23 protein-coding genes are annotated in these 23,116 nt (G+C 36.5%); 18 read left to right on the top strand and 5 right to left on the bottom strand.

Annotation, left to right across the window (positions count from 1 at the left end; genetic code table 11):
• Positions 1-241 precede the first annotated feature (241 nt).
• Complete coding sequence (locus V7122_RS09435; RefSeq protein WP_335482924.1) at positions 242-769, top strand: RNA polymerase sigma factor; 528 nt, start codon at positions 242-244, stop codon at positions 767-769.
• Complete coding sequence (locus V7122_RS09430) at positions 753-1,367, top strand: hypothetical protein (protein WP_335482926.1); 615 nt, start codon at positions 753-755, stop codon at positions 1,365-1,367. The genes V7122_RS09435 and V7122_RS09430 overlap by 17 nt, the downstream gene beginning before the upstream one ends.
• A gap of 70 nt (positions 1,368-1,437) precedes the next feature.
• Here V7122_RS09430 and V7122_RS09425 read toward each other — a convergent pair whose 3' ends face one another.
• On the bottom strand, positions 1,438-1,776 hold the full coding sequence (locus V7122_RS09425) for a hypothetical protein (protein ID WP_335346915.1): 339 nt from the start codon (positions 1,774-1,776) through the stop codon (positions 1,438-1,440).
• 289 nt (positions 1,777-2,065) lie between these two features.
• Here V7122_RS09425 and V7122_RS09420 point away from each other — a divergent pair, with 289 nt between their 5' ends.
• On the top strand, positions 2,066-2,668 hold the full coding sequence (locus V7122_RS09420; protein ID WP_335346914.1) for a cell wall hydrolase: 603 nt from the start codon (positions 2,066-2,068) through the stop codon (positions 2,666-2,668).
• Between the two features lie 39 nt (positions 2,669-2,707).
• On the opposite strand, the gene V7122_RS09415 is transcribed toward V7122_RS09420, so the two are convergent.
• Positions 2,708-3,583, bottom strand: a complete 876-nt coding sequence (locus V7122_RS09415) for a metal-dependent hydrolase (protein WP_335354011.1) — start codon at positions 3,581-3,583, stop codon at positions 2,708-2,710.
• A gap of 188 nt (positions 3,584-3,771) precedes the next feature.
• Here V7122_RS09415 and V7122_RS09410 point away from each other — a divergent pair, with 188 nt between their 5' ends.
• The 6 genes from V7122_RS09410 to V7122_RS09385 all read left to right on the top strand — a co-directional run bounded on the left by V7122_RS09410 (position 3,772) and on the right by V7122_RS09385 (position 11,089).
• Positions 3,772-5,352, top strand: coding sequence for a peptide chain release factor 3 (locus tag V7122_RS09410; protein WP_335354010.1), 1,581 nt, complete (start codon positions 3,772-3,774; stop codon positions 5,350-5,352).
• Positions 5,353-5,571: 219 nt separating this feature from the next.
• On the top strand, positions 5,572-6,951 hold the full coding sequence (nhaC, locus tag V7122_RS09405; protein WP_335526440.1) for a Na+/H+ antiporter NhaC: 1,380 nt from the start codon (positions 5,572-5,574) through the stop codon (positions 6,949-6,951).
• A gap of 150 nt (positions 6,952-7,101) precedes the next feature.
• Positions 7,102-7,575: a hypothetical protein gene (locus V7122_RS09400; RefSeq protein ID WP_335354008.1), complete on the top strand. Its 474-nt coding sequence runs from the start codon at positions 7,102-7,104 to the stop codon at positions 7,573-7,575.
• A 151-nt stretch (positions 7,576-7,726) separates the two neighbouring features.
• Positions 7,727-8,989 carry a DUF5667 domain-containing protein gene (locus V7122_RS09395; protein WP_335354007.1) on the top strand — a complete coding sequence of 421 codons (1,263 nt, stop codon included), beginning with the start codon at positions 7,727-7,729 and terminating at the stop codon, positions 8,987-8,989.
• 130 nt (positions 8,990-9,119) lie between these two features.
• Entirely contained in the window at positions 9,120-9,875 is a 756-nt protein-coding gene (gene sigI, locus V7122_RS09390) for an RNA polymerase sigma factor SigI (RefSeq protein WP_335346909.1), read from the top strand.
• On the top strand, positions 9,872-11,089 hold the full coding sequence (locus tag V7122_RS09385; RefSeq protein WP_335354006.1) for an anti-sigma factor domain-containing protein: 1,218 nt from the start codon (positions 9,872-9,874) through the stop codon (positions 11,087-11,089). Before sigI ends, V7122_RS09385 begins: the two co-directional genes overlap by 4 nt.
• Before the next feature lie 81 nt (positions 11,090-11,170).
• Here the strand turns inward: V7122_RS09385 and V7122_RS09380 are convergent, their stop codons facing one another.
• Complete coding sequence (locus V7122_RS09380; RefSeq protein ID WP_335354005.1) at positions 11,171-11,368, bottom strand: alpha/beta-type small acid-soluble spore protein; 198 nt, start codon at positions 11,366-11,368, stop codon at positions 11,171-11,173.
• Positions 11,369-11,607: 239 nt separating this feature from the next.
• Between V7122_RS09380 and V7122_RS09375 the strand changes: the two genes are divergently transcribed.
• Positions 11,608-12,969, top strand: coding sequence for a TrkH family potassium uptake protein (locus tag V7122_RS09375; RefSeq protein ID WP_335482930.1), 1,362 nt, complete (start codon positions 11,608-11,610; stop codon positions 12,967-12,969).
• 38 nt (positions 12,970-13,007) lie between these two features.
• Here the strand turns inward: V7122_RS09375 and V7122_RS09370 are convergent, their stop codons facing one another.
• Complete coding sequence (locus tag V7122_RS09370) at positions 13,008-13,358, bottom strand: DUF3905 domain-containing protein (protein WP_438823952.1); 351 nt, start codon at positions 13,356-13,358, stop codon at positions 13,008-13,010.
• A gap of 173 nt (positions 13,359-13,531) precedes the next feature.
• On the opposite strand from V7122_RS09370, the gene V7122_RS09365 reads away from it, so the two are divergent.
• Positions 13,532-13,693 carry a hypothetical protein gene (locus tag V7122_RS09365; protein ID WP_335482932.1) on the top strand — a complete coding sequence of 54 codons (162 nt, stop codon included), beginning with the start codon at positions 13,532-13,534 and terminating at the stop codon, positions 13,691-13,693.
• A complete protein-coding gene (locus V7122_RS09360) occupies positions 13,693-13,836 on the top strand; it encodes a hypothetical protein (protein ID WP_335355486.1) in 144 nt (47 codons plus the stop codon). The genes V7122_RS09365 and V7122_RS09360 overlap by 1 nt, the downstream gene beginning before the upstream one ends.
• Before the next feature lie 43 nt (positions 13,837-13,879).
• On the opposite strand, the gene V7122_RS09355 is transcribed toward V7122_RS09360, so the two are convergent.
• Positions 13,880-15,631, bottom strand: a complete 1,752-nt coding sequence (locus V7122_RS09355; protein ID WP_335482934.1) for a B12-binding domain-containing radical SAM protein — start codon at positions 15,629-15,631, stop codon at positions 13,880-13,882.
• Positions 15,632-15,864: 233 nt separating this feature from the next.
• On the opposite strand from V7122_RS09355, the gene V7122_RS09350 reads away from it, so the two are divergent.
• From V7122_RS09350 to V7122_RS09325, 6 genes are all read left to right on the top strand, one after another.
• Positions 15,865-16,497, top strand: a complete 633-nt coding sequence (locus V7122_RS09350) for a helix-turn-helix transcriptional regulator (RefSeq protein ID WP_335347433.1) — start codon at positions 15,865-15,867, stop codon at positions 16,495-16,497.
• A gap of 21 nt (positions 16,498-16,518) precedes the next feature.
• Positions 16,519-17,331, top strand: coding sequence for a pyruvate, water dikinase regulatory protein (locus V7122_RS09345; protein WP_335347434.1), 813 nt, complete (start codon positions 16,519-16,521; stop codon positions 17,329-17,331).
• A gap of 5 nt (positions 17,332-17,336) precedes the next feature.
• The gene (gene ppdK, locus V7122_RS09340) at positions 17,337-20,006 is read left to right on the top strand and encodes a pyruvate, phosphate dikinase (RefSeq protein ID WP_335355488.1); all 2,670 of its coding nucleotides are present in this window, start codon (positions 17,337-17,339) and stop codon (positions 20,004-20,006) included.
• Positions 20,007-20,153: 147 nt separating this feature from the next.
• Positions 20,154-20,870 (top strand): (Fe-S)-binding protein, encoded by a 717-nt coding sequence (locus V7122_RS09335; protein WP_335355489.1) that lies wholly within the window; start codon positions 20,154-20,156, stop codon positions 20,868-20,870.
• A 13-nt stretch (positions 20,871-20,883) separates the two neighbouring features.
• Positions 20,884-22,311: a LutB/LldF family L-lactate oxidation iron-sulfur protein gene (locus tag V7122_RS09330; RefSeq protein ID WP_335355490.1), complete on the top strand. Its 1,428-nt coding sequence runs from the start codon at positions 20,884-20,886 to the stop codon at positions 22,309-22,311.
• Entirely contained in the window at positions 22,311-23,030 is a 720-nt protein-coding gene (locus tag V7122_RS09325) for a LutC/YkgG family protein (RefSeq protein ID WP_335355491.1), read from the top strand. Before V7122_RS09330 ends, V7122_RS09325 begins: the two co-directional genes overlap by 1 nt.
• Positions 23,031-23,116: the final 86 nt, after the last annotated feature.

The raw sequence follows: 23,116 nt of genomic DNA, 5'->3' as shown, positions 1-23,116 counted from the left end.
ATAGTACTAGTTAAATGGAATGATCAAAAAACATACTTTTATCCTGTTTTCAAATGATTGAGCAGGAGAATAGATATACATATCTAAAATGCTATTGAATTTAAGGAATAAATGATCTGGAAATCATTGCTAACAATTGGTAAGGTAGGGAATATTACAACATTAGTCATTAATATGTTTTGAAAAGTGATTCTTTTTTGTACCTTATTCGTCTAATAGTTTGTATGAGGGAGCGGATAAAATGAAAAGAAATTCTGCAGAACATTTTGAACAAGTATACACAGAATATAGTGATAAAATTTACGGCTATATTTTTCTCCTAGTAAATAATAAAGAGATTGCTGAAGACTTGACTCAAGAAGCTTTTATCAAAGCATTTAGAAGTCTAGACCAATTCAATGGAGAGTCTCATATGTTTACTTGGTTATTTCGTATTGCCAGAAATGTGACGATCGATTTTTTACGAAAAAAGCGGTTGTACCAATTTTTTTCAATAGATAAATATCAATTCGAGTCTGAAAAGCAATCACCATTAGAAATTGTACTTAAAGGGGAGAATATTACAATTCTTTACGAGGCCATTAGAAAATTAAAGATTAGCTATCGGGAAGTGATTATTTTAAGAAAGATCAAAGAGTTTTCCATAAAGGAGACCGCTGAAATTTTAAATTGGAATGAAAATAAAGTTAAAATTACAACTTCTAGAGCAATGGCAGCGTTAAAAAAAGAATTACTAAAACGGAGGGTTAGCCATGAGGAAGTTATCTGAATATGATCATTCTTTTCAGGAATTGAAGCATATACCTCGCTCAAATCAGCAAAAACAATTAAGTTTACTGAAAATCTTGGATGAGATGAATAAACAAACAAAAGGTACGAAAAACCTTTTTCCACAAATATTAACTATTTCAGTTTCGTTTGCTGCATGTGTTTTATTTGCCTTTATTTTTTTACATCAATCAGATCTAATCCAAACCTCAAGTATGATCAATACAATAGAAAATAATTCAATTATTCAAATGACATTATCCCCTGCAAAGTCAAAACATACATTTACTCAGAAAGAGGGGGGGAATCAAAAGGATATTTACTTTATTGAAGATGATGACTGGAATCATACTTTTAACAAATTAATAAAAAATGCTCAAAATGTTTCTTATGAGCCTCGAACTGTGCCGTTATATGATCTGCTTATTACTTTAGAAAATCATGAAACGGTAAAAATAAAGGTATGGGCAGAGGAAGGATTAGTCTATTTAAAAGAATTAGAACAAGAAAAATTTTATCTTTTATCTAGGGAAAATAGTACAGTTTTTATTAATAAAGTAAATTCCATTCATGAATATGTCGAAACGCCTTTGGAATAGAAACCATTACAAAAAACGAAGTCCATTTTTAGGAGGACTTCGTTTTTTACATCCGAGTTTAATGGAATTTCTATTGAGCACGGCATATATTACTCCAAAATCCTTCGATACAAACCTTATATCTCGGAACATTGCCATCTCCTCCGCCGTAAGCATATTTTGTGCAGTACCAGCAAAGGGGCTCCCCATTAGTTGATTCATCATCGTTAAGACTGTTTATTGTTGCGTCTGGCCCATCGAACTTTAAATTTGATTTCTCTTCAATTGTGGTGAATACTTGTCCAGCTTTGATGTTTTCTGAATCTACACCTTCTGCATTAAATGGCTTTATCACATCGTTTTGTGATGCAAAAGCTTGAGTAGTTACTACGAGCATTAAAATTAGCAGAATGACAATACTCCTTTTCATACTAAATTCCCCCTTATATATTCGATTAATAGTAGAATAACTTATTTTTCCAATTAAGAAATGGTTCGAAACTAGTAAATACCTTTAGTGCTTAATAACTAACTATTATGAAACATCTCATTAAAATGAATATATGCTATTGGTTTTTCCTGCTTATTCCTTTCATTCCATGGAAAATATTAAGGAGTGTTGACTAGGACTAAAGTATGTTACGGTTATATATGTTGGCACATAACTTGCATAGAATTTCAACCATACAAATAAGGCTTTTCTAATAGGAGGAGATATAATGAAGAAACTTGCAGTAGCTATGCTAGCAGGATTCATGATGCTCTCATTCCAATTTATCCAATCTAAGGATACACATGTTAATGCTGAAACATTAGATCATGTAGATATATATACTGTTCAAAAAGGCGATTCCCTTTTTAATATTGGAGTGAAATACGGAGTATCTGAGATAGAGTTACAGGAAATAAATTATTTAAAGTCGAACAAGATTCACCCTGGTCAAAAGCTAATTTTACCTAAAACAATTTCAAGGGCTGAAAAAGACCTCCTTGCGAGGCTTGTACATGCAGAGGCTAAAGGAGAGCCGTATGAGGGAAAGGTTGCAGTCGCATTAGTCGTATTGAATCGGGTAGAAGATGACCGATTCCCGGATAAGATTAAAGATGTTATATATCAAAAAAGACAATTCCAGCCTGTTGATAATGGAGCGATCAATGAGCCTTCTGATAAAGATTCTAAAAAGGCTGTGATGGAAGCTTTAGCTCTTCAAGGACAAGGTGATGATTCAATATTTTTCTTTAATCCTGATAAAACAGACAGTAAATGGTTAAGAACAAAAAAAGTAACAACCGTAATTGGCAATCATAGGTTCGCGAAATAATGGAATTAGTGGAAAAACAAAGATGAGGTTTTATAGCCCTCATCTTATTTCATTTTTCTCAATATATTCAAATAAAAATGATTGTCCATTACGATAAAACCGCGGGTCATATAAGCCGAGACGCTCCTTATCGTTTACGAGAACAACGAATGGGGACCATTCATAAAGAGTTTTTGCTTCTGGACGCTCATCAAACAATTTGTCTAAATCGGCTTCGGCTGCTGATTCAAGAACATATTGAACTTTTTTGTCTTGCAAAAGATTGTCTTGAAAAATAGTCACCTGATTATCCTTCATCGTAATGACAGAAAAGGTCCATGGAACAAAACCGGCAGAAAGAGCCACTTGCTCATATTGATCATCATATTGTTTGTAGATTATATACCCTTGAGCTGTTTGAACAATTAGATGTAAGGCAATGAATGCCCAGGCAAGCTTAAAATAATAAGGAGACTTTATTTTCTCTTTTCTTGAAAAAATAAAAGCTACTCCTAAAATTCCCCAAAATACTAAATCTACGATCGGGATCGTCCCAAATGTAATCCTTTTAGAGAAAAACGGCTCTAAATACCCAGTTCCCCATGCATTAAAAAGATCGCTCGTATCATGTATAAAAACTGCAAGCCATCCAAGCAGGAATAATTTCATATCTTTAATCTTAAAAAAGATCAAACAAATGAGTGAAAAAAACAGGGCCCAAAAAGGTGTTAAGAAAACAGAGTGAGTAATTCCTCGATGCCACATTTGATACAGGCCCTCTGTATCCCAAAACCTGGATATGACATCAATGTCAGGAATTAGACTTGCACCGACCGCAGTTACAAGATAAGCTCTTTTATGATTTTTATCCAATTCCTCTTTATTAACAGTCCCATACAAGGCAAGTCCGAATAAAGTATGAGTAATCGAATCCAGCAGGATCACCTCCAGAAAGAAATATTCTTAGTCTAAAATATAACTTAATTATAGACACAATTTGCCTTCAAAGCTATTTTTAAAACCATTTGCAAAATGTCTTGTGTAATATACAGTATTGCAATATGTTTTTTAAAAATGATAAAATTAAAGGTACGATTAAATTTGAAAGTCAGTGAGGAAATTACATGGGCAATAAATTAAAAGAGGAAGTATTATCACGCAGAACTTTTGCTATTATATCTCACCCGGACGCAGGAAAAACTACCTTAACTGAGAAGCTCCTTTTATTTGGAGGGGCCATTAGGGATGCTGGGACCGTAAAGGGAAAGAAGACGGGAAAATATGCAACAAGTGACTGGATGGAAATTGAGAAGCAGCGGGGAATATCCGTTACGTCCAGTGTGATGCAATTTGACTATAACGGGGCACGTGTTAATATCCTGGATACACCTGGACATCAGGATTTCAGTGAAGATACGTACCGGACATTAACTGCTGTTGACAGTGCAGTAATGATTATTGATTCAGCAAAAGGGATAGAAGAGCAGACATTAAAGCTTTTTAAAGTTTGCCGAATGAGGGGCATTCCTATCTTTACTTTTATTAATAAACTGGACCGGCAAGGAAGATCTCCATTAGAGCTTCTAGCAGAGCTTGAAGAAGTAATGGGTATTCAATCATATCCGATGAATTGGCCAATCGGAATGGGGAAAGAATTCCTTGGCATTTACGATCGTTTTAATAATCGAATTGAGCAATTCCGTGTTGAGGAGAAGGATCGCTTCCTTCCATTGAATGAAGATGGGGAAATTGATGGCGATCATACTATAAAGGAATCAGGTCTATATGAGCAAACACTCGAAGAGATTATGCTTTTAAATGAAGCTGGGAACGAGTTTTCTGTTGACAAAGTGAAAGAGGGGGAGCTTACTCCAGTTTTCTTTGGAAGTGCTTTAACGAACTTTGGGGTACAAACTTTTTTAGAGTCCTATCTGCAGTTTGCACCTCCTCCGCAAGCCCGAAAATCAACTGCTGGAGAAATTGATCCTTTATCGGAAAGCTTTTCAGGCTTTATTTTTAAAATCCAAGCTAATATGAATCCTGCACATCGTGATCGTATTGCTTTCCTTAGAATTTGTTCTGGCCGATTTGAGCGCGGGATGTCTGTAAATATTCCTAGACTAGGCAAGCAAATAAAACTAGCTCAGTCTACCCAATTCATGGCAGACGATAGGAGCACAGTAGATGTAGCTGTCAGTGGAGATATTATCGGGATATATGATACTGGAACATATCAAATTGGTGATACGTTAACATCAGGAAAAGATCAATTCCAATTTGAACGGCTTCCGCAATTTACACCAGAGCTTTTCGTTAAGGTTTATGCGAAAAACGTAATGAAACAAAAACATTTCCACAAAGGGATTCAGCAGCTAGTTCAAGAAGGAGCAATCCAGCTGTATAAAACCGTTAAAACCGAGGATTTACTTTTAGGAGCTGTTGGACAGCTTCAATTTGAAGTGTTTGAACACCGAATGAAAAATGAATATAACACAGAAGTCATTATGGAAAGAATTGGATCTAAAATTGTTCGCTGGGTAGATGGAGATAATGTGAATGAAAATCTTTCAAGCTCAAGAAGCCTTCTTGTCCATGATCGATTTGATCATAAAGTTTTCTTATTCGAGAATGATTTCGCGCTTCGCTGGTTCCAAGAAAAGAATCCAGAAGTTAAATTGTATAATCCTATGGATTCAGAGCATTAAAAATAAAAAGAAAAACGGCTTGCTAAAGGAGCCGTTTTTCTTTTTATGATCTAAACAATACTTTTCTAGTATGATGATAATTTTGTAGGAACCCAGGATAAAACAAATGATGAACTTGACATAAGGCTGTAAAAACACTATATTAATATTATGATTTATACTTTAGTGCTAAAAAGCGTTCAAGTGTAAATGTTCTTGGAAACAAAGGAGAGTCACATCATGGAACGTATACAACAAGCAATAACTCTAAGGCCTTTGGAAGCTTTTTTCATTACAGCCATAATATTAGGTGGAATCAGCAGTACGATCATTTTTTCTGGTGTAGTCCCTCATATACCGATTGTCTTGGCTATTATGTGTCTAATAGGTTTTGGACTTTTAAAGAAAATAAGTATGAGAGATTTAGAGGATGGCCTTACAAGTGGAGCAAAATCCGGTCTTGGGGCTATTTTTATTTTTTTCTTTATTGGCATGTTAATTAGCAGCTGGATGGCAAGCGGAACGATTCCAACTTTTATTTACTTAGCGTTAGAAGGTGTGAACGGGAAGTTTTTCTATGCAATTGCTTTTGCCGTGTCCTCTATTATTGGTCTAAGCATTGGCAGCTCATTGACGACAGCTGCAACGATTGGCGTTGCATTTATGAGCGTATCCTCCGCTCTAGGCTTGTCAGAAGCATTAACGGCTGGAGCGGTTATCTCAGGTGCCTTCTTTGGGGATAAGATGTCTCCGCTATCAGATACAACGAATCTGGCATCGATGATCGTTAAGGTGGATTTATTTGATCATATAAAAAATATGGCTTGGACTACTGTGCCTGCATTTCTCATTTCATTCGTCCTATTTGCCGTTTTATCTCCTGCAGAGGCTGTTTCGAATTTTGCTCAAATCGGCTTATTAAAGCAGACTTTAATCGATCAAGGATTTGTTCATTGGTATTCCCTTGCCCCCTTTTTAATATTAAGTTATTTAGCGATAAAGAAAGTTTCAGCCATTACAACTTTGTCTGCAAGTATTTTATCGGCACTATTCATTAGTTTCTTTGTACAAAAGGGCTTTGACTTAAATAAAATGATGAATCTTTTATATTTTGGATTTCAATCTAATAGTGGTGTAAAGGAAGTGGATTCCCTATTAACAGGGGGAGGAATGGAAAGCATGATGTTTTCCATTTCATTAGTCTTGCTGGCTCTCTCAATGGGCGGTTTGTTATTTAAATTAGGAATATTACCTGCATTATTAGAGGGAATAAAGGGCTGCTTAAATCGTGTTCCAGCATTAATTGCCTCAACTGCCGGAACTGCCATCGGCATTAATTTTCTTCTTGGGGAACAATATCTTTCTATCCTCTTAACAGGAAAAGCTTATCAAGAAGCTTATGAAAAAGCAGGATTACATCCAAAAAGTCTTTCAAGGGTGCTGGAGGATGCCGGAACCGTTATTAATCCACTCGTTCCATGGGGAGTTTGCGGTGTGTTTTTAACAGGTATTTTAGGTGTTGATACGATTAGCTACTTACCTTTCACCTTCTTTTGCCTCTTATCTCCAATTATAACTATTTTTTATGGTATTACGGGCTTTACTATTGTAAAAAAGTGAAAGAACTGCTTATTTTAGGCTGTTCTTTCACTTTTTTTTGAATTTTTGTCGAATGTTATAGGAATTAAATTGGAAATTATTTGGGAAGTGGAAAATATTTAGCGCCTTCTCAGAGCAAAATAATACTATCGAAACTTGGCTGGTGATGAGATGAAAACATTTACAAAATTGGAAGCTATATTATGGAGTATTGCTCTGCCTGGATTTAGTCAGTTATTATCGGGACATTTATGGAAGGGCCTTTTTTTAGTTGTGCTCGAATTTATGATTAATGTATTCAGCAATTTCAATATGGCCATCATGTATAGCTTTATGGGGGAAATTGATAATGCGATTGAAGTGACTGATTTCCAATGGTTAATGTTTTATCCATGTTTATATATGTTTGCTATGTGGGATGCATATCGAAGTGCAATGACAAAAACCGAAGAGTTTTCCTATCTTCCATTTGTCTTTAGTGCCTATTTTATTACAGTAGGGCTAATGTATTCGACAAAACTAACCCTTTTTGGGGTGTTATTTGGGCCAGTGTTTTTACCTATGCTTTTTTTAATTCCAGGATTAGTTATTGGGTTTCTAATAAGGTGGTTAATTTTAACAATTAGGAAACAAAGTGCTATATAGTGTTTTTAAGCTTTAACAACTGTTTTTGTTAAGGCTTTTTTTGTGTTTATTAATTTTTTTATCTAATAACCCCCAAAAACTATCTAATCACCTCCGTACAGTTGTAGTGAAAATAGCGGCCGCTAAGAAAATAACTATGAGGTGAAAAAAGATGAAATTTTTATCAACTAAGGAATTAAACAAAATAGCAAAAGGAACTTTAGCATTAGTCTTAGCAGGAACATTCACATTTTCTGCCTCTCTAACATCAGCAGCCGAAAATACAGAAAACCAAGAACCTTATCAAACGGTAGTTTTGGACAATCAAACAAGTGAAAATAATGTCCAAACTGAAAATAAAGAATTAGATGCTGAAACGAATAATCAGGAAAGTACAGAAGATGTAGTCAGTGCTGAAAAGCCATCTCTAGTTCCTGGGAATTTTTTCTACTTTGCGAAAATTGCCTTAGAAAAAATCAAATTAGCCCTTACCTTTGATGATGAAAAGGAAGCAAAATTACTTGCCACCTTTGCAGCAGAGCGCCTAGCTGAAGCTGAAGCACTTTTTGCAAAGGAAAAAGAAGAAGAGGCAATGAAAGTAATTGAAGAAGCGCTAAAAAATATTACAAAAGCAGAAGATCAAGTGAATAAAGAACAAGAAGACACTACGAGTGAAGAGTCTGTTGAAAAGGATACTGAAAAAGTAGAACAGACAGAAAAAGAAAAGACTGATGCTGAAGAAGTGGCTGCAAATGATGAAGTGACGGTTGATGTAGATAAAGCAGATAAGCCAGCCGATGAAATGCAAGAATTAATGTCACAAAACATTATTGCTTTAAAAGCGGCACTGGAAAAGGTGAAAAATCCAGTTGCAAAGGCTGCACTGCAAAAAAATATTGATAAAAGCTATGCGAAACTAGCGAAAAAGATTGAGAAACTAAACAAAAAATATGGAATAGATGAAGAGTCAGAGGCTATCACCGAAAAAGCAGAGGCAAATGACGAAGTAAGCAAGGATGAGAATACAACTACAGATAAAACAGCTCAAGAAGTTGTAACCAGTGATAATGATGAAGCTGTTATTCAAGAGAAAACTACTCAAGCTGAAGGGGAAAATAAGAAGCTAGAGGAAAAAGCAAAGAAAGCTGAGGAACGTGCTGAGGCGAAAAAAGCACATGAATTAAAGAAGCAGCAAGAAAAACAAGCTCGTGAATTAGCAAAAGCAGAAGAAAAACAAGCTCGTGAGGTAGCTAAAGCAGAAGAAAAACAAAAGCGTGAAGCTGCTAAACAAGAAGCAAAGCAAGCTCGTAAGGAAGCAAAGGAACAACGTGAAGAATTAAAAAAAGCCGGAAAACAGGCTCAAGAAGCAAAGCATGATCACAAACACTCACATAAAAAGGATCATGAAAATAAAGGAAATGGGAAAAACGACTAATTTTTTGTAAAGATTTATTAATTTATAAGAAAAAGAGGACTTAATTTAAGTTCTCTTTTCCTTATCATGCAGCCAACCCTTAAAAAACGTTCCTCGCCATCGTATGATATAATGTGTTTTGGATAAAGAGGTGAGGCTATTGCTAGGTTTGTTGTTCATGGCAAAAAAACGAAAAAAAACAATGGAAGAAACAGTTTATTTAATTCAGCAAGGCGATACGAACCTTCAAAATGAACTAATAAATTCATATAAACCATTTATTGCTAAGACCGTGTCATCCGTTTGTAAGAGATTCATACATGACTCAGATGATGAATTCAGCATAGGTCTAATAGCTTTTAATGAAGCGATTCAAAAATATTCTCCTGAAAAAGGGAGTTCATTAATAAGTTTTTCTGAGGTCTTAATAAAACGAAGGGTTATTGATTATATTCGGACTCAGTCTAGGCACCAAATATTGAAGCTAGATTACACGGCAAATGAAAGTGAAGAAGATCAGACTGGAAATGCGATTGAAAATGAGCTATCAATAATTGATTACAAAAGGAAAACAGATGAAGAATCAAGAAGGGAAGAAATCCTTCAATTTAATGAAGTTCTTCATCAATTCGAGCTTTCGTTTAATGATTTACTTCAGCAATCTCCAAAGCATGCGGATGCAAGAAAAAATGCAATGATGGTCGCACAATTAATTGCTGATCATAGTGAGCTTAAGCATATTTTACTTGAAAAGAAAAGATTGCCCATTAAACAGCTTGAAAACTATGTTTCTATTAGTAGAAAGACAATTGAAAGAAATAGAAAATACATAATTGCTATGTCACTTATTTTAATTGGTGATTATGTGTATTTAAGGGATTATATTAAAGGGGTGTTGGAAACGTGAAAACTGGAATAATAATGGAGATAAATGAACGTTTTTTAACGCTATTAACCCCAGAAGGTGAATTTCTGCGTGCGGCAAAACTTAATAGACAATACGAAATTGGTCAGGAAATCGATTTTTATCCACTAAGTATCGATAATACCAATAATCGGACATTATTTACCTTATTTTCGACCTTAAAAGCTAAAGCCATAATTGCAGCAGCTATTGTGATCATACTAGTAGGTACTTCTGTTTTTACTTTTAATGGTAATAATGAGGTTTATGCCTATATGTCTATTGATAGTAATTCAAGTATTGAATTAGCGATTAATGATAAGTTCCAAGTAATTGACATTTTGCCTTACAATGAAAAAGGGGAACAAATAGTTAAACATATACATGATTGGAAGAAAAAAGATATTCAGGACATCACGGGTCAGATTATAAAGGAAATTATAAATCAAGGGTATGCCAAAAATAATTATGAGATCGTTATTGCCACTGTGAATACAAAGAAAGACAATAAAGCACTTGAAACGAAGTTGAATGAAGAAATTACTGAAATAAAAGAGAATATTCAAAAGGAAAAGCTTGATGTAAAGGTTATGGATGCATCCCCAAATGATAGAAAAGAAGCAAAGGAAAAAGGACTATCCATTGGATCATATAAAGAAACTCAATTGAAAAAGAAAACTGAAAACAATTCTGGGTCACATAAATATAACAAGCTAGAAAATAAGAAGCCGGATCAAACTCAAAAGACTAACAATACAGAAAACGAAAAAAGTCATAATAGTGAACATTCTACTATCCCCCCTGGTCAGCTAAAAAAAGAGCAAGATTCTAATCAAAGTAATAAATCTGACCAAGCAAACAAAAGTCAATTTGAAAAAGCAATCCCTCCTGGTCAAGAAAAAAAGGAGGATCGTGTCAAAAATAACAACGGTAATAAACAGGAAAATGTAAATGAAAATAAAAATAAAAATGAGCATCAATTAGAAAAAAATAAGCACAATAACAAAGAGGGAAATCCCTCCAATCAAAGAGGGAATGGAAAAGAAGCCCAATTAAACTCGAAAGGTTACGTGCATAATAAAGGAACATCTAATTCAAACCAAAGAAACGGATCAGACAGAAGTAATAGGCATCATGACAATGACAATGACAATAGACATAACGATAAGAATAACAAGGATTATGATAAGGATAAGAAGGATAACGATAGGGATTAACATAAATTGTAATGAAAAGTCCGGTAAAGGGAACCGGACTTTTTTTGATCCATCATATATTCAGTTCATATACACTTAAAGCTAGAGGTTATTTCCAGACATACTCGCCTGTGCTTGCTGCACTAGTCTCTTTGTAATCTCCCCGCCTACTGAACCATTTGCTCGGGAGACGGTATCCGAACCAAGCTGAACCCCAAATTCTTCTGCAATTTCATATTTAACTTGATCTAAATATTGCTCTATTCCGGGAACTAATAATTTATTGCTGCTATTTGCCAATTTTTCTCAACTCCTATTATTGTTTAACAGAGGTTATTTATTTCTCTGTAATTGTAGTATGTTTATAAATGGTCAATTCATAAGTGGAAATATTTTTCGTAATAGCAAATAATATGTGAACTGCAAAGTATTATTTAATTTCTAGCTGTAAGATAAAAAATAATTAGAAATGACTTTCATAATAAAGATTAATTCTTTATGATAGAGGGTATGAAAAGAAAGGAAAGGAAATTTAATTCATGTGGAGAAAGGCAAAAGTCCGTTTAGGTAGACTAACACCTGCTCAGGTTATAACAAGCTATTATTTACTGGCAGTTACAATTTCAGTATTGCTTCTTAGCATTCCATATGTACATAAACCTGGTGTAGAAATTGATTTTATAGATACGGTATTTACTGCTGTAAGTGCCGTGAGTGTGACAGGTTTAACTGTTGTAGATATATCAGAGACCTACAGTGTATTTGGATATTTTGTCATTATGATTGTCTTGCAATTCGGCGGTCTGGGAATCATGGCAATCGGCACGTTTTTCTGGATGCTATTAGGGAGAAAGATTGGCCTGCGGAGTAGACGTCTTATAATGATAGACCACAATCAAATTTCATTATCTGGTCTTGTACATTTGATTAGAGAAATAATCAAAATTATCCTTTTAATTGAACTGCTAGGGGCATTAATCCTAGGCTTTCATTTTTTGAAATATTATCCTACATGGGAGGATGCATTCCTTCATGGTTTATTCGCCTCGATTAGTGCAACAACGAATGCGGGAATGGATATAAGAGGATCTTCACTCGTTCCCTTTGCAGGTGATTATTTTGTTCAATTAATTAACATCCTATTGATTATCCTCGGAGCGATAGGCTTCCCAGTATTAATTGAAGTAAAGGAATATTTATTTAATAAAACTGAATTAGAGGGTCGTTTCCGATTTTCATTATTTACGAAACTTACAACCATTACTTATGCCGGCCTCCTGATTATAGGAACAATATTCATATTACTGTTAGAGTTTAATCACTTTTTGAAGGGAGTTACATGGCATAAAGGCTTTTTTTATGCGTTTTTCCAAGCTGCTTCAACGAGAAGTGCCGGTCTTACAACGATGGATATTAGTGAGTTTACAATGCCTACCTTATTGGTCATAAGTATTCTAATGTTCATCGGCGCTTCACCAAGTTCAGTAGGCGGGGGTATAAGAACTACGACATTTGCATTAAATATCTTATTTATTTTTCATTTTGCAAAAGGAAATAGGGATATTAAGATATTTAACCGTGAGCTTCACCAAGATGATATTCTTAAATCTTTAGCCATTACAATATTAGCGATGGTCATGTGTTTTATATCTGTTGTTATTCTAAGCATATCTGATAGCCAGCATGAGCTTATTGCCATTATAGTCGAGGTTTGCTCTGCTTTTGGTACAACGGGTCTTTCCATGGGGATTACGGCCGATCTAAGCAGCTTTGGAAAATGCATTCTAATGGTCCTAATGTTTATTGGAAGAATCGGGTTAACATCCTTCTTATTTATTATTGGCGGTAAAGAGAAAAAGACAAATTATCATTATCCGAAAGAACGAGTGATTATAGGGTAAAGAAAGAGGGGCTGTCCTTATAAGACAGCCCCTCTATCTTAATCTGTTCCCTTACTTACATCATGAGTAGGGTGCATAAAAGGAACTCCTTGTGGCCGTTTTTTTCTTTCCAGCAGATCTTTGTTTTCTGACGTATTCCAGCCAATATCATTCGTCGGATGAACCCATTCATCACCAGCCATAATGGATGGATCCGTGTCCTTGCTCCAATTTTCTAAAGGGGAATTTTCTGAAGAATAGAAGCTATCACCGATGACAACGCCATGTGAATTTTCAAAGGGTGCTTCCATTTTAATCCCTGTTCCCTTGAAACTAGGCGCTTCAATTTGATGCGGCAAAGTCTCATCAATGCCAATATTCTTTCCAACATCCTTTTCCTTTTTATCCATTTCATTCATCCCTTTTCTTGTGTATAGAAAATAGCTGGTCTTTTTTTAGGGTTTGTTGATTCAGATGATTTATAAGCCGTTTCAAATTGAAATTTAAGGGAATTTTTTTTTGAATGAAAAAATATTGTAAGAAAATAATAAGAATGTACTATTTCCAATAGGAGGCTTCAGTCATGGCAAAAAGAAAAGCGGAATTTGATGCTGCTCTAAAACATACGAAAACCCCAAAGAAAAACTTAGAGGAATCAGAATTCTCTGCAGAATTTAGCCAAGGTGAAAACCCAATGAAAGGGGCAAACCGGAATTCTAAGCAAGGGAGAAAGGGCAGATCATAATGGGGAAAAACAAAGAAAAACAAAAAAACGCCAATGTTGAATTTGGCAACGAGTTTGGCGATATAAATGCGAGCAAGCTTTATGAGCTTCCCTTTATGAATGAAGATCAGGAAAAGAAAAACAATAGAAAAAAGAAATGTTAATAAATCAGCCCGCTGCTAATTGCAGGGGGCTGATAAAGTATTACTAATTTTTAGATGAAGAAAAAATGAAAGATTTTTCATTTCTTGAATCAAAATATGTCAGGATGGAAGTAGGCTTTTTGTTGATTTCTCCGGTAGTTAAATATTTATCGAGATCAAATGTAAGCCTTTCGATTAGAGTGTACTTATAAATATCCTTTTCGTTGAGGCCAATTTTAACAAATTCAGAGCCTAAAATGGATGGATTTTGGATAATGTCCTGATAAATAATTGACCTTTCAGCCTTATCATAGCTAGCGGAGGTATCCCACCATGGTTTTCTCGGTCTATATTTTTGTCTAATTAAATAATCATACTTCATTAAACCTTCTATAATATCTAAGTCGGCTATGTTCTTATTTTGAAGAAATTCATAAAGTCTTCTAAATAAATCCTCTAGCTGATGTCCAATTCTTGACCAGCCTCTTTCCTCCCAATAGCTGCCGAACTCCTGAAAGAAATCAAATGGAGATGAGAATGATTTCGTTACTAGATATTCAATAGTGAAATCCATTCTATGGTCATTCCAATATTTTTCTAATACATCCTCAACCTGTTTAATCCGGATAATGTCGTCAAAAGATAATACATTATTTCCGAGCATTTCGTAAGGCGAATGATCCATATAAATATATTGGTGCTGAGCAGCTCTCAACCGCAGGCCTGTCCCTCTTAATAATTTTAAGAAACCAAGCTGCAGTTCCTCAGGTCTCATCTCGAATACATCGTTAAATGTTTTTCGGAAGGAATGATAATCTTCCTCTGGAAGTCCAGCAATTAAATCAAGATGCTGGTCTATTTTTCCGCCATTTTTGACCATTGTCACTGTACGTGAAAGCTTTTCGAAATTTTGCTTTCTCATGACAAGTTCATTTGTATAGTCATTCGTTGATTGAACGCCTATTTCAAAACGGAATAAACCCGGCGGCGCCTCCTTATTTAGAAATTCAATGACCTCAGGCCTCATGATGTCTGCAGTAATTTCAAACTGAAAAACAGTCCCTGGCAAATGCTCATCTATTAAAAATTGAAACATTTCCATCGCATAGCTTCTGCTAATATTAAATGTCCGATCAACAAACTTAATCGTTTTTGCGCCGTTTTTCATTAAATAGCGAATATCGTCCTTAATCTTTTCACGGTCGAAATACCGAACCCCAACCTCTATCGATGAGAGGCAGAATTGACAGCTAAAAGGGCAGCCGCGGCTTGTCTCAATATACGTAACACGCTTGGAAAGGTGAGGGATATCCTCTTCAAATCTGAAGGGAGATGGTAATTCTCGAAGATCCAGCTTATTTCGCTGAGGATTGATTTTGACCTCTCCATCCTTACGATAAGCAACCCCATGTATTTGCTCAATCTCCAATTCTCCTTGTATTCCTGAAAGTAATTGCTTAAATGTCTCTTCTCCTTCACCAATAACAATATAGTCGAAATCCTTAACCTTTTTCATCCATTCTAGAACATCATAGGAAACTTCAGGACCGCCAACGACAATTTGAATAGATGGGTTAATCTTTTTGATCATATTGACTACTTTAATCGTTTCTTCGATATTCCAAATATAACAGCTAAATCCGATTACTTCCGGCTTCTTTCGAATTAAATCGGTCACGATATTCATAATTGGATCTTTAATTGTATATTCAGCAATTTCTATATGAAATTCAGGGCTTGCATAAGCCTTTAAATAACGTATGGCAATATTCGTGTGAATATATTTTGCATTTAATGTAGAACAGATTATCTTCATGAAAGAAACTCCTTTAAGAGTATTAAATAACAACATATTATTATAACTTATTGTTGACAAAATAGATAGATGGGAAACCTGCCCTCCTTTGAATCATTCAATTAAGGAGTGATAGTTTAACAATTTTGAAAAAAGGGTGAAAAATAAATAGGATATACTATATACAAATAAGTATGTCATAATTATAATGGTAATATAAAATAATACATACTTATCTTACTTAGGGGGTGGTGATGATTAAATTATCCAATCGCCAGGATGAAATTCTTCAAATTGTCAAACGTAATGGCCCAATAACAGGAAATGAAATCGCTAAAAAGCTCTCCCTTTCTAGGGCTGCCTTACGCCCAGATCTTGCTATACTCACAAGAACTGGAAATATAGATGCCAGGCCTCGAGTAGGCTATTTCTATAATGAGGAATTTCAAGTCATGCGCCAGGCAGAAAAGTTTATCAATCAAAAGGTAAAGGATTTTAAAGCACATCCAATTGTAGTTGAAAGTTCGACCTCTGTTTATGATGCAATTGTCCAGTTGTTTTTAGAAGATGTTGGTACGCTTTATGCAGTTGATTCTGAGGGGTATTTAGCAGGTGTCGTTTCAAGAAAGGATTTACTAAGGGCATCACTTGGAAACAAGAATCTTCAGGAACTTCCAGTAAGTGTAATTATGACGAGGATGCCAAATATTAAAACAGTTGATCCAGAAGAAACATTGCTAGAGGCTGCCAAAAAAATGATTTCTTTTCATATTGATTCTTTACCCGTTGTAAAAGAAGTTAAGGAGAAAAGCAACACGTATTTATTGTTAGGAAGAATAACGAAAACAACCTTAACGCGCGCATATATAGAAATAGGAGAAAAATAAGCTCAGGGGAGTTGCAAAAAGTTGATGCGAAAGGAAATAGTTTATGTAGTGTCAGACTCGGTTGGGGAAACTGCAGAGTTTGTCGTAAAAGCGGTAGCAACTCAGTTTATTGGCAGTCGAATTGATATTCGCAGAAATTCATATGTAGATGATATTGAGGATATTGAAGATATTATTATTCTAGCAAGTAAAGACCAATCGATCATTGCTTATACGATTGTTGTTCCAGCTTTAAAGGAGCATTTAGATAAAAGAGCTAAGGAAGAAGGAATTGTAGCTGTTGATTTATTAAACCCCTTAATGAATGCGTTTCAAACACAGTTTAACAAAGAGCCACATCATAGTCCTGGGTTAATGAGGAGGTTAGACGAAGAATATTTTAGGAAGATTGAAGCAATTGAATTTGCAGTTAAATATGATGATGGGCGTGATCCGCGAGGTATAACTAAAGCAGACATTGTTTTGATTGGTGTTTCGAGAACGTCAAAAACACCATTATCAATGTACTTAGCGCATAAACGGTTTAAGGTTGCGAATGTTCCATTAGTTCCGGAGGTTCCGCCTCCAGACGAGCTATTTGAAATTCCACGAAAGAATTGTATTGGATTAATCATTTCACCAGATAAACTAAATGAAATACGCAAGGAGCGATTAAAGGCACTAGGACTTGCCTCGCAAGCAAACTATGCCAGCTTTGCTCGGATCCTTGAAGAATTGGATTATGCTGAGAAAATTATGAAGCGTGTTGGATGTCCGATTATTAATGTATCGAATAAGGCAGTGGAAGAAACAGCAGGCTTAATTCTGGAAGTGTTAAAAAAGGAGAGGAGCTAAAAATCATGGGGAAATTCGTTTATTTATTTCAAGAAGGTAATGGAAATATGAAAGACTTGCTCGGAGGAAAAGGAGCAAATCTAGCGGAAATGACAAAAATCGGCTTGCCGGTACCATCTGGTTTTACGATTACAACAGAAGCGTGCAATGCTTATTATGAATCTGATAAAGCGATTCCTGCTTCAGTTGAACTGCAAACATTAGAGGCTCTATCCCGTCTGGAAGAGAAAATGGGAAAAAAGCTGGGAGACGCTGAGAATCCTTTACTTGTTTCTGTACGTTCAGGTTCCGTTTTTTCTATGCCTGGAATGATGGATACAATCCTAAACCTTGGAATGAATGACGAAACAGTTACTGGTTTAGCGAACTTAACAAATAATCCCCGTTTTGCGTATGATTCCTACCGCCGATTTATTCAGATGTTCAGCAATGTTGTCCTAGAAATTGACACGTATTTTTTTGAGCAATTATTAGAAGAAACTCGTGAACAAAAAGGATATACGACTGACCCTGAATTGACGGCTGAAGATTGGAAAGAAGTGATTGCCGGTTATAAAGAAATTGTGAAGAAACATACGAGAAAAGCATTTCCCGAGGATCCAAAGGAACAGCTTTTCCTTGCTATCCGTGCTGTATTTAACTCTTGGAATAATCAGCGAGCAATCGTTTACCGCCGCCTGAACAAAATTCCTGACCATCTTGGAACAGCTGTTAATATTCAAAGTATGGTATTTGGCAATATGGGGAATGACTCAGGGACTGGTGTTGCTTTTACAAGAAATCCGTCAACGGGTGAACCGGTGCTTTACGGTGAGTATTTAATTAATGCTCAAGGGGAGGACGTTGTTGCAGGAATTCGAACTCCACAGCCAATTCGAACATTAAAGGAAGAAATGCCAGAAGTATTTGAGCAATTTATTCAAACCTCTCAGCAGCTTGAGCAGCATTATCTAGAAATGCAGGATATTGAGTTTACGGTAGAAAGGGGTAAGCTATTTATTCTTCAAACGCGAAATGGAAAGAGAACAGCTCAAGCTGCCATTCGCATTGCTGTAGAAATGGTAGATGAAGGGATTATTGATAAAGAAACGGCTCTTCTTCGTGTTGACCCTGACCAGTTAAATCAGCTTCTTCACCGCAGGATTGATGACTCAGCAGTAAAGCCTATTTTAGCAAAAGGGCTTCCAGCTTCTCCTGGTGCTGCGACAGGTCAGGTAGTTTTCGATGCTGATGAAGCAGAACAATTGGCAAATGAAGGCAAAAAAGTGATCCTTGTTCGTCCTGAGACGACCCCAGATGACATTCATGGGATTGTCGCTGCTCAAGCCATTTTGACAAGCAGGGGAGGAATGACTAGCCATGCTGCCGTTGTTGCCAGAGGAATGGGAAAGGCATGTATATGCGGCTGTGAAGCTTTAAAAATCGATTTAAAAGCCAAACAATTTGCCGCTGGCGAAAAAGTGATTAAGTATGGAGATATCATAACAATTGATGGTTCAACTGGAGAAATCATTCTTGGAGAAGTCCCGATGATCGATCCAGAGCTGTCGGAAGAATTTCAGCGATTACTTGGATGGGCAGATGAAGTGCGTAATATTACAGTTCGGGCTAACGCTGATAATCCAGAGGATGCGAAAAAAGCCTTCGAATTTGGCGCTGCCGGTATTGGTTTATGCAGGACGGAACACATGTTTATGGATAGTAAGCGGATACCAATTGTTCAAAAAATGATATTAGCAGAAAGCTTCAATGAGAGAAAGGAAGCGCTTGAGCAGCTTTTACCGATGCAACAAGGGGATTTTGAAGGGATTTTTGAAGCGATGCAAGGATATCCAGTAAATGTTCGTTTACTTGACCCTCCGCTTCATGAGTTTTTGCCTCATAAAGAGGAGCTTCTCGTTGAGGTAACAAGGCTTCAAATTTTAGATCCGGAATCGAAGGAATTAAAGCAAAAAGAGCAATTGCTTAAAAAGGTACGGCAATTAGACGAGTATAACCCTATGCTTGGACTTCGTGGCTGCCGTTTAGGAATGATGTATCCGGAAATTTATGAAATGCAGGCAAAGGCGATCTTCTACGCTGCCTCTAAGCTAGCTGAAAGATTGATAGATGTTCAGCCAGAAATCATGATTCCGCTAGTCGGTCATGTCAATGAACTTAAACAAATGCGTCAAGTAGTGATTGATGCAGCAAACCATGTTCAGGCAGAGACCGGTAAGGAGATTAAGTATACAATTGGTACAATGATAGAAATTCCACGTGCTGCTTTGACAGCGGACGAAATAGCGGTGGAAGCCGATTTCTTCTCATTTGGAACAAATGATTTAACTCAAACAACGTTTGGTTACAGCCGTGATGATGCAGAGGGGAAATTCCTTCAGGCCTATATTGAGAACAAAGTTCTTCCGGAAAACCCATTTGCAGCACTTGATCAAAATGGCGTTGGAAAGCTTGTGGAAACAGGTGTACAACTTGGAAGAAAAACAAAGCCAACGCTTAAAACAGGTATTTGCGGGGAACATGGGGGAGAGAAAAGCTCTATTGAGTTCTTCTATAAGACAGGGCTAGATTATGTCAGCTGTTCGCCTTATAGAGTGCCATTAGCTCGATTAGCAGCAGCGCAAGCAACCATTCGCCATGAAAATAAAAAAGCTGAGGTATATACGAACGCTTAATTCAATGAAGGACAGTATCTTAGGGGTACTGTCCTATTTTCTATGTTAAAATTTTCGAACAAATATGATAACACACACTTTCTTTCATTAAATAATATAGATAGAATAATAATATAGTAAGAAAAATGATTAGAAAGAAGGTTGGCTATGAGAGTAAGCCTATTTGCTACATGTTTAGTAGATATGTTTCAAAGTAATGTTGGAAAGGCTACAGTTGAAGTTCTAGAGCGGCTTGGCTGTACAATTGATTTTCCAAAAGATCAGGTTTGCTGCGGACAGCCTGCCTATAACAGCGGTTATGTGAAAGAATCAAAAGAAGCGATGAAAAGAATGATCGAGGCATTCGAGGATTCAGAGTATGTTGTCTCTCCTTCTGGATCGTGCGCTTATATGTTTCATGAATATCCGACTATTTTTAGAGGAGATCCAGTTTGGGAGCCAAGAGCAAAGGAACTGGCTGAAAAAACGTATGAATTAACTCAATTTATTGTAGATGTTTTAAAGGTCGAGGATGTAGGGGCCAAATTGGAAGGAAAGGCAACTTACCATACTTCCTGTCATATGACGAGATTGCTAGGTGTAAAGGATGCACCTCTTAAACTATTAAGTCATGTACAGGGGCTTGAATATACAGAACTGCCGAACAAACATAATTGTTGTGGTTTCGGAGGTACATTCTCTGTGAAAATGGCGCAAATATCAGAGCAAATGGTTGATGAGAAGGTTCAGCATATTGAGGAAACGAAGGCCGAATATTTAATCGGTGCAGATGGCGGATGCTTAATGAATATTGGCGGGCGCATCGACCGAAAAGGGAAGCCAATAAAGGTCATGCACATTGCTGAAATATTAAACAGCCGTTAAAGGGGGGAGAATAATGGCAATGAAAATTGGCACTGAAAATTTTGACGAGAGAGTCAATGCAGGCATTAACAATTCTTTTATGAGAGGAGCCGTTTCTAGTGCACAGGAAAGACTTCATACAAGAAGATTGGCAGCCGCAGAAGAACTGGGCAACTGGGAAGAATGGCGCTCGCTCGGAGAAGAGATCCGTCAACATGTACTTGAAAATTTAGATTATTATTTATATGAGTTGAGCGAGAATGTTGCTAAAAGAGGCGGTCATGTTTTCTTTGCGGAAACTGCTGAAGAAGCAACGTCATATATTCAAGATGTTATTGAAAAGAAAAACGCAAAAAAGGTAGTAAAGTCGAAATCAATGGTCACGGAGGAAATTCACTTAAATGCTTGTCTTGAAAAGATCGGTTGTGAAGTAATTGAAACAGATTTAGGTGAATATATTTTACAAGTCGATGATCATGATCCTCCTTCACATATCGTAGCTCCAGCATTACACAAAAATAAAGAACAAATTCGAGATGTGTTTGCTAAGAAATTAAACTATGAGAAAACTGAAGATCCTGCAGAATTATGCGCTCATTCGCGGAAAATGCTTCGAAATGAATTTTTAACTGCAGATGTAGGAATAACAGGCTGTAACTTTGCAATTGCAGAAACAGGATCCATTACTTTAGTGACTAATGAAGGAAATGCTGATCTTGTTACGGCTTTGCCAAAAACACAAATAACCGTTATGGGAATGGAAAGACTTGTTCCAACCTTTGAAGAAATGGAGGTTCTTGTTAGTTTATTAACAAGAAGTGCGGTTGGACAAAAACTGCCAAGCTATGTAACCGTCCTTTCTGGTCCTCGAGAAGAAGAGGATGCGGATGGACCAGAGGAATTTCATTTAGTCGTTGTCGATAATGGACGTTCCGATATATTAGGGGGAGAGTTTCAATCTATTTTACAATGTATTCGCTGTGCGGCATGTGTAAATGTTTGCCCAGTATATCGCCATGTGGGTGGACATTCTTACGGCTCCATCTACTCTGGTCCGATTGGAGCAGTCCTGTCCCCTTTATTAGGAGGATATGACGACTATAAAGAACTTCCATATGCATCTACTCTCTGTGGCGCTTGCACCGAAGCCTGTCCGGTCAAAATTCCTTTACATGAACTTCTCCATAAACATCGTCAAGTCATTGTTGAAAAAGAAGGAAAAGCGCCAATTTCAGAAAAAATGGCAATGAAGGCATTTGGGCTTGGAGCGGCTTCCCCTGCATTATATAAAATAGGTTCAAAAGTAGCGCCTGCTGCCATGAATCCATTTACCATTGGGGACAAAATTTCAAAAGGACCAGGTCCTCTTAAGGCTTGGACAGAAATTCGTGATTTCCCAGCACCTAATAAAGAACGCTTCCGTGATTGGTTTGCAAATCGTCATACTGGAGGTGATAAATAATGGCTGGGAACATCCAGAATAGGGAGTCATTTTTAACAAAGATTGCTAAGAGGTTAGGGAGAGATCAGCTAGAAAGCACGATTGAAAGACCCGTGTGGAACTTTCAACCTCAGGATGCAGTATTAAAGGATGCTAGTAAGGATGAACTGCTTCAAGTCCTTAAGGAACAATGCAAAAGTATTCACACCGACTTTATTACAACAAATCTTTCAGGGCTGCCCGAAACATTAAAGAATATAATTACCAAATATGGTGGGGGACCAATTATCAAATGGTGTGACCCTCGATTCGATGAATTCGGGCTTTCTCCCTTATTCAATAAGATTCTGCCGAGTGAGGATATTAAAGTAGATGTTTGGGACTCAAGCGTTGGTGAAGAAAATATTAAGCTAGCAGAAAAAGCAAATGTCGGGATTACGATAAGTGAAATCACCTTAGCAGAATCTGGTACAGCTGTCCTTTTAAGCGGTAAAGATAGAGGCAGAAGTATTAGCTTCTTGCCAGCAACATCAGTCATTATTATTCCGAAAAGCTCCATCGTCCCACGTATGACACAAGCAGCAAGGTTGATTAGGGAAAAAGTAAAGAATGGAGAACAAGTTGCTTCATGTGTAAACTTTATAACTGGTCCAAGCAATTCAGCGGATATAGAGATGAACTTAGTTGTTGGAGTACACGGTCCAACAAAGGCTGCTTATATTGTGGTGGAGGATATATAAAGATAAAACTATTATCATGCTCTTTCTAGGGATTAGAATAAATTACCAGCAATAAACGATCATTAATCAGTAAAGCTGCCCACATG

The organism is Bacillus sp. JJ1532 (assembly GCF_036965085.1).
GTDB lineage: Bacteria > Bacillota > Bacilli > Bacillales > Cytobacillaceae > Cytobacillus.
This window is presented reverse-complemented; position numbering and strand designations above follow the sequence as displayed.

Coding starts and splice junctions, on each gene's coding strand:
- V7122_RS09430 (WP_335482926.1), top strand. CDS start 753: ATGAGGAAGTTATCTGAATATGATCATTCTTTTCAGGAATTGAAGCAT.
- V7122_RS09410 (WP_335354010.1), top strand. CDS start 3,772: ATGGGCAATAAATTAAAAGAGGAAGTATTATCACGCAGAACTTTTGCT.
- V7122_RS09325 (WP_335355491.1), top strand. CDS start 22,311: ATGGCTGGGAACATCCAGAATAGGGAGTCATTTTTAACAAAGATTGCT.
- V7122_RS09375 (WP_335482930.1), top strand. CDS start 11,608: ATGTGGAGAAAGGCAAAAGTCCGTTTAGGTAGACTAACACCTGCTCAG.
- V7122_RS09330 (WP_335355490.1), top strand. CDS start 20,884: ATGGCAATGAAAATTGGCACTGAAAATTTTGACGAGAGAGTCAATGCA.
- nhaC (WP_335526440.1), top strand. CDS start 5,572: ATGGAACGTATACAACAAGCAATAACTCTAAGGCCTTTGGAAGCTTTT.
- V7122_RS09360 (WP_335355486.1), top strand. CDS start 13,693: ATGGGGAAAAACAAAGAAAAACAAAAAAACGCCAATGTTGAATTTGGC.
- V7122_RS09395 (WP_335354007.1), top strand. CDS start 7,727: ATGAAATTTTTATCAACTAAGGAATTAAACAAAATAGCAAAAGGAACT.
- V7122_RS09435 (WP_335482924.1), top strand. CDS start 242: ATGAAAAGAAATTCTGCAGAACATTTTGAACAAGTATACACAGAATAT.
- V7122_RS09335 (WP_335355489.1), top strand. CDS start 20,154: ATGAGAGTAAGCCTATTTGCTACATGTTTAGTAGATATGTTTCAAAGT.
- V7122_RS09370 (WP_438823952.1), bottom strand. CDS start 13,358: ATGGATAAAAAGGAAAAGGATGTTGGAAAGAATATTGGCATTGATGAG.
- V7122_RS09350 (WP_335347433.1), top strand. CDS start 15,865: ATGATTAAATTATCCAATCGCCAGGATGAAATTCTTCAAATTGTCAAA.
- V7122_RS09420 (WP_335346914.1), top strand. CDS start 2,066: ATGAAGAAACTTGCAGTAGCTATGCTAGCAGGATTCATGATGCTCTCA.
- V7122_RS09400 (WP_335354008.1), top strand. CDS start 7,102: ATGAAAACATTTACAAAATTGGAAGCTATATTATGGAGTATTGCTCTG.
- ppdK (WP_335355488.1), top strand. CDS start 17,337: ATGGGGAAATTCGTTTATTTATTTCAAGAAGGTAATGGAAATATGAAA.
- V7122_RS09355 (WP_335482934.1), bottom strand. CDS start 15,631: ATGAAGATAATCTGTTCTACATTAAATGCAAAATATATTCACACGAAT.
- V7122_RS09425 (WP_335346915.1), bottom strand. CDS start 1,776: ATGAAAAGGAGTATTGTCATTCTGCTAATTTTAATGCTCGTAGTAACT.
- V7122_RS09365 (WP_335482932.1), top strand. CDS start 13,532: ATGGCAAAAAGAAAAGCGGAATTTGATGCTGCTCTAAAACATACGAAA.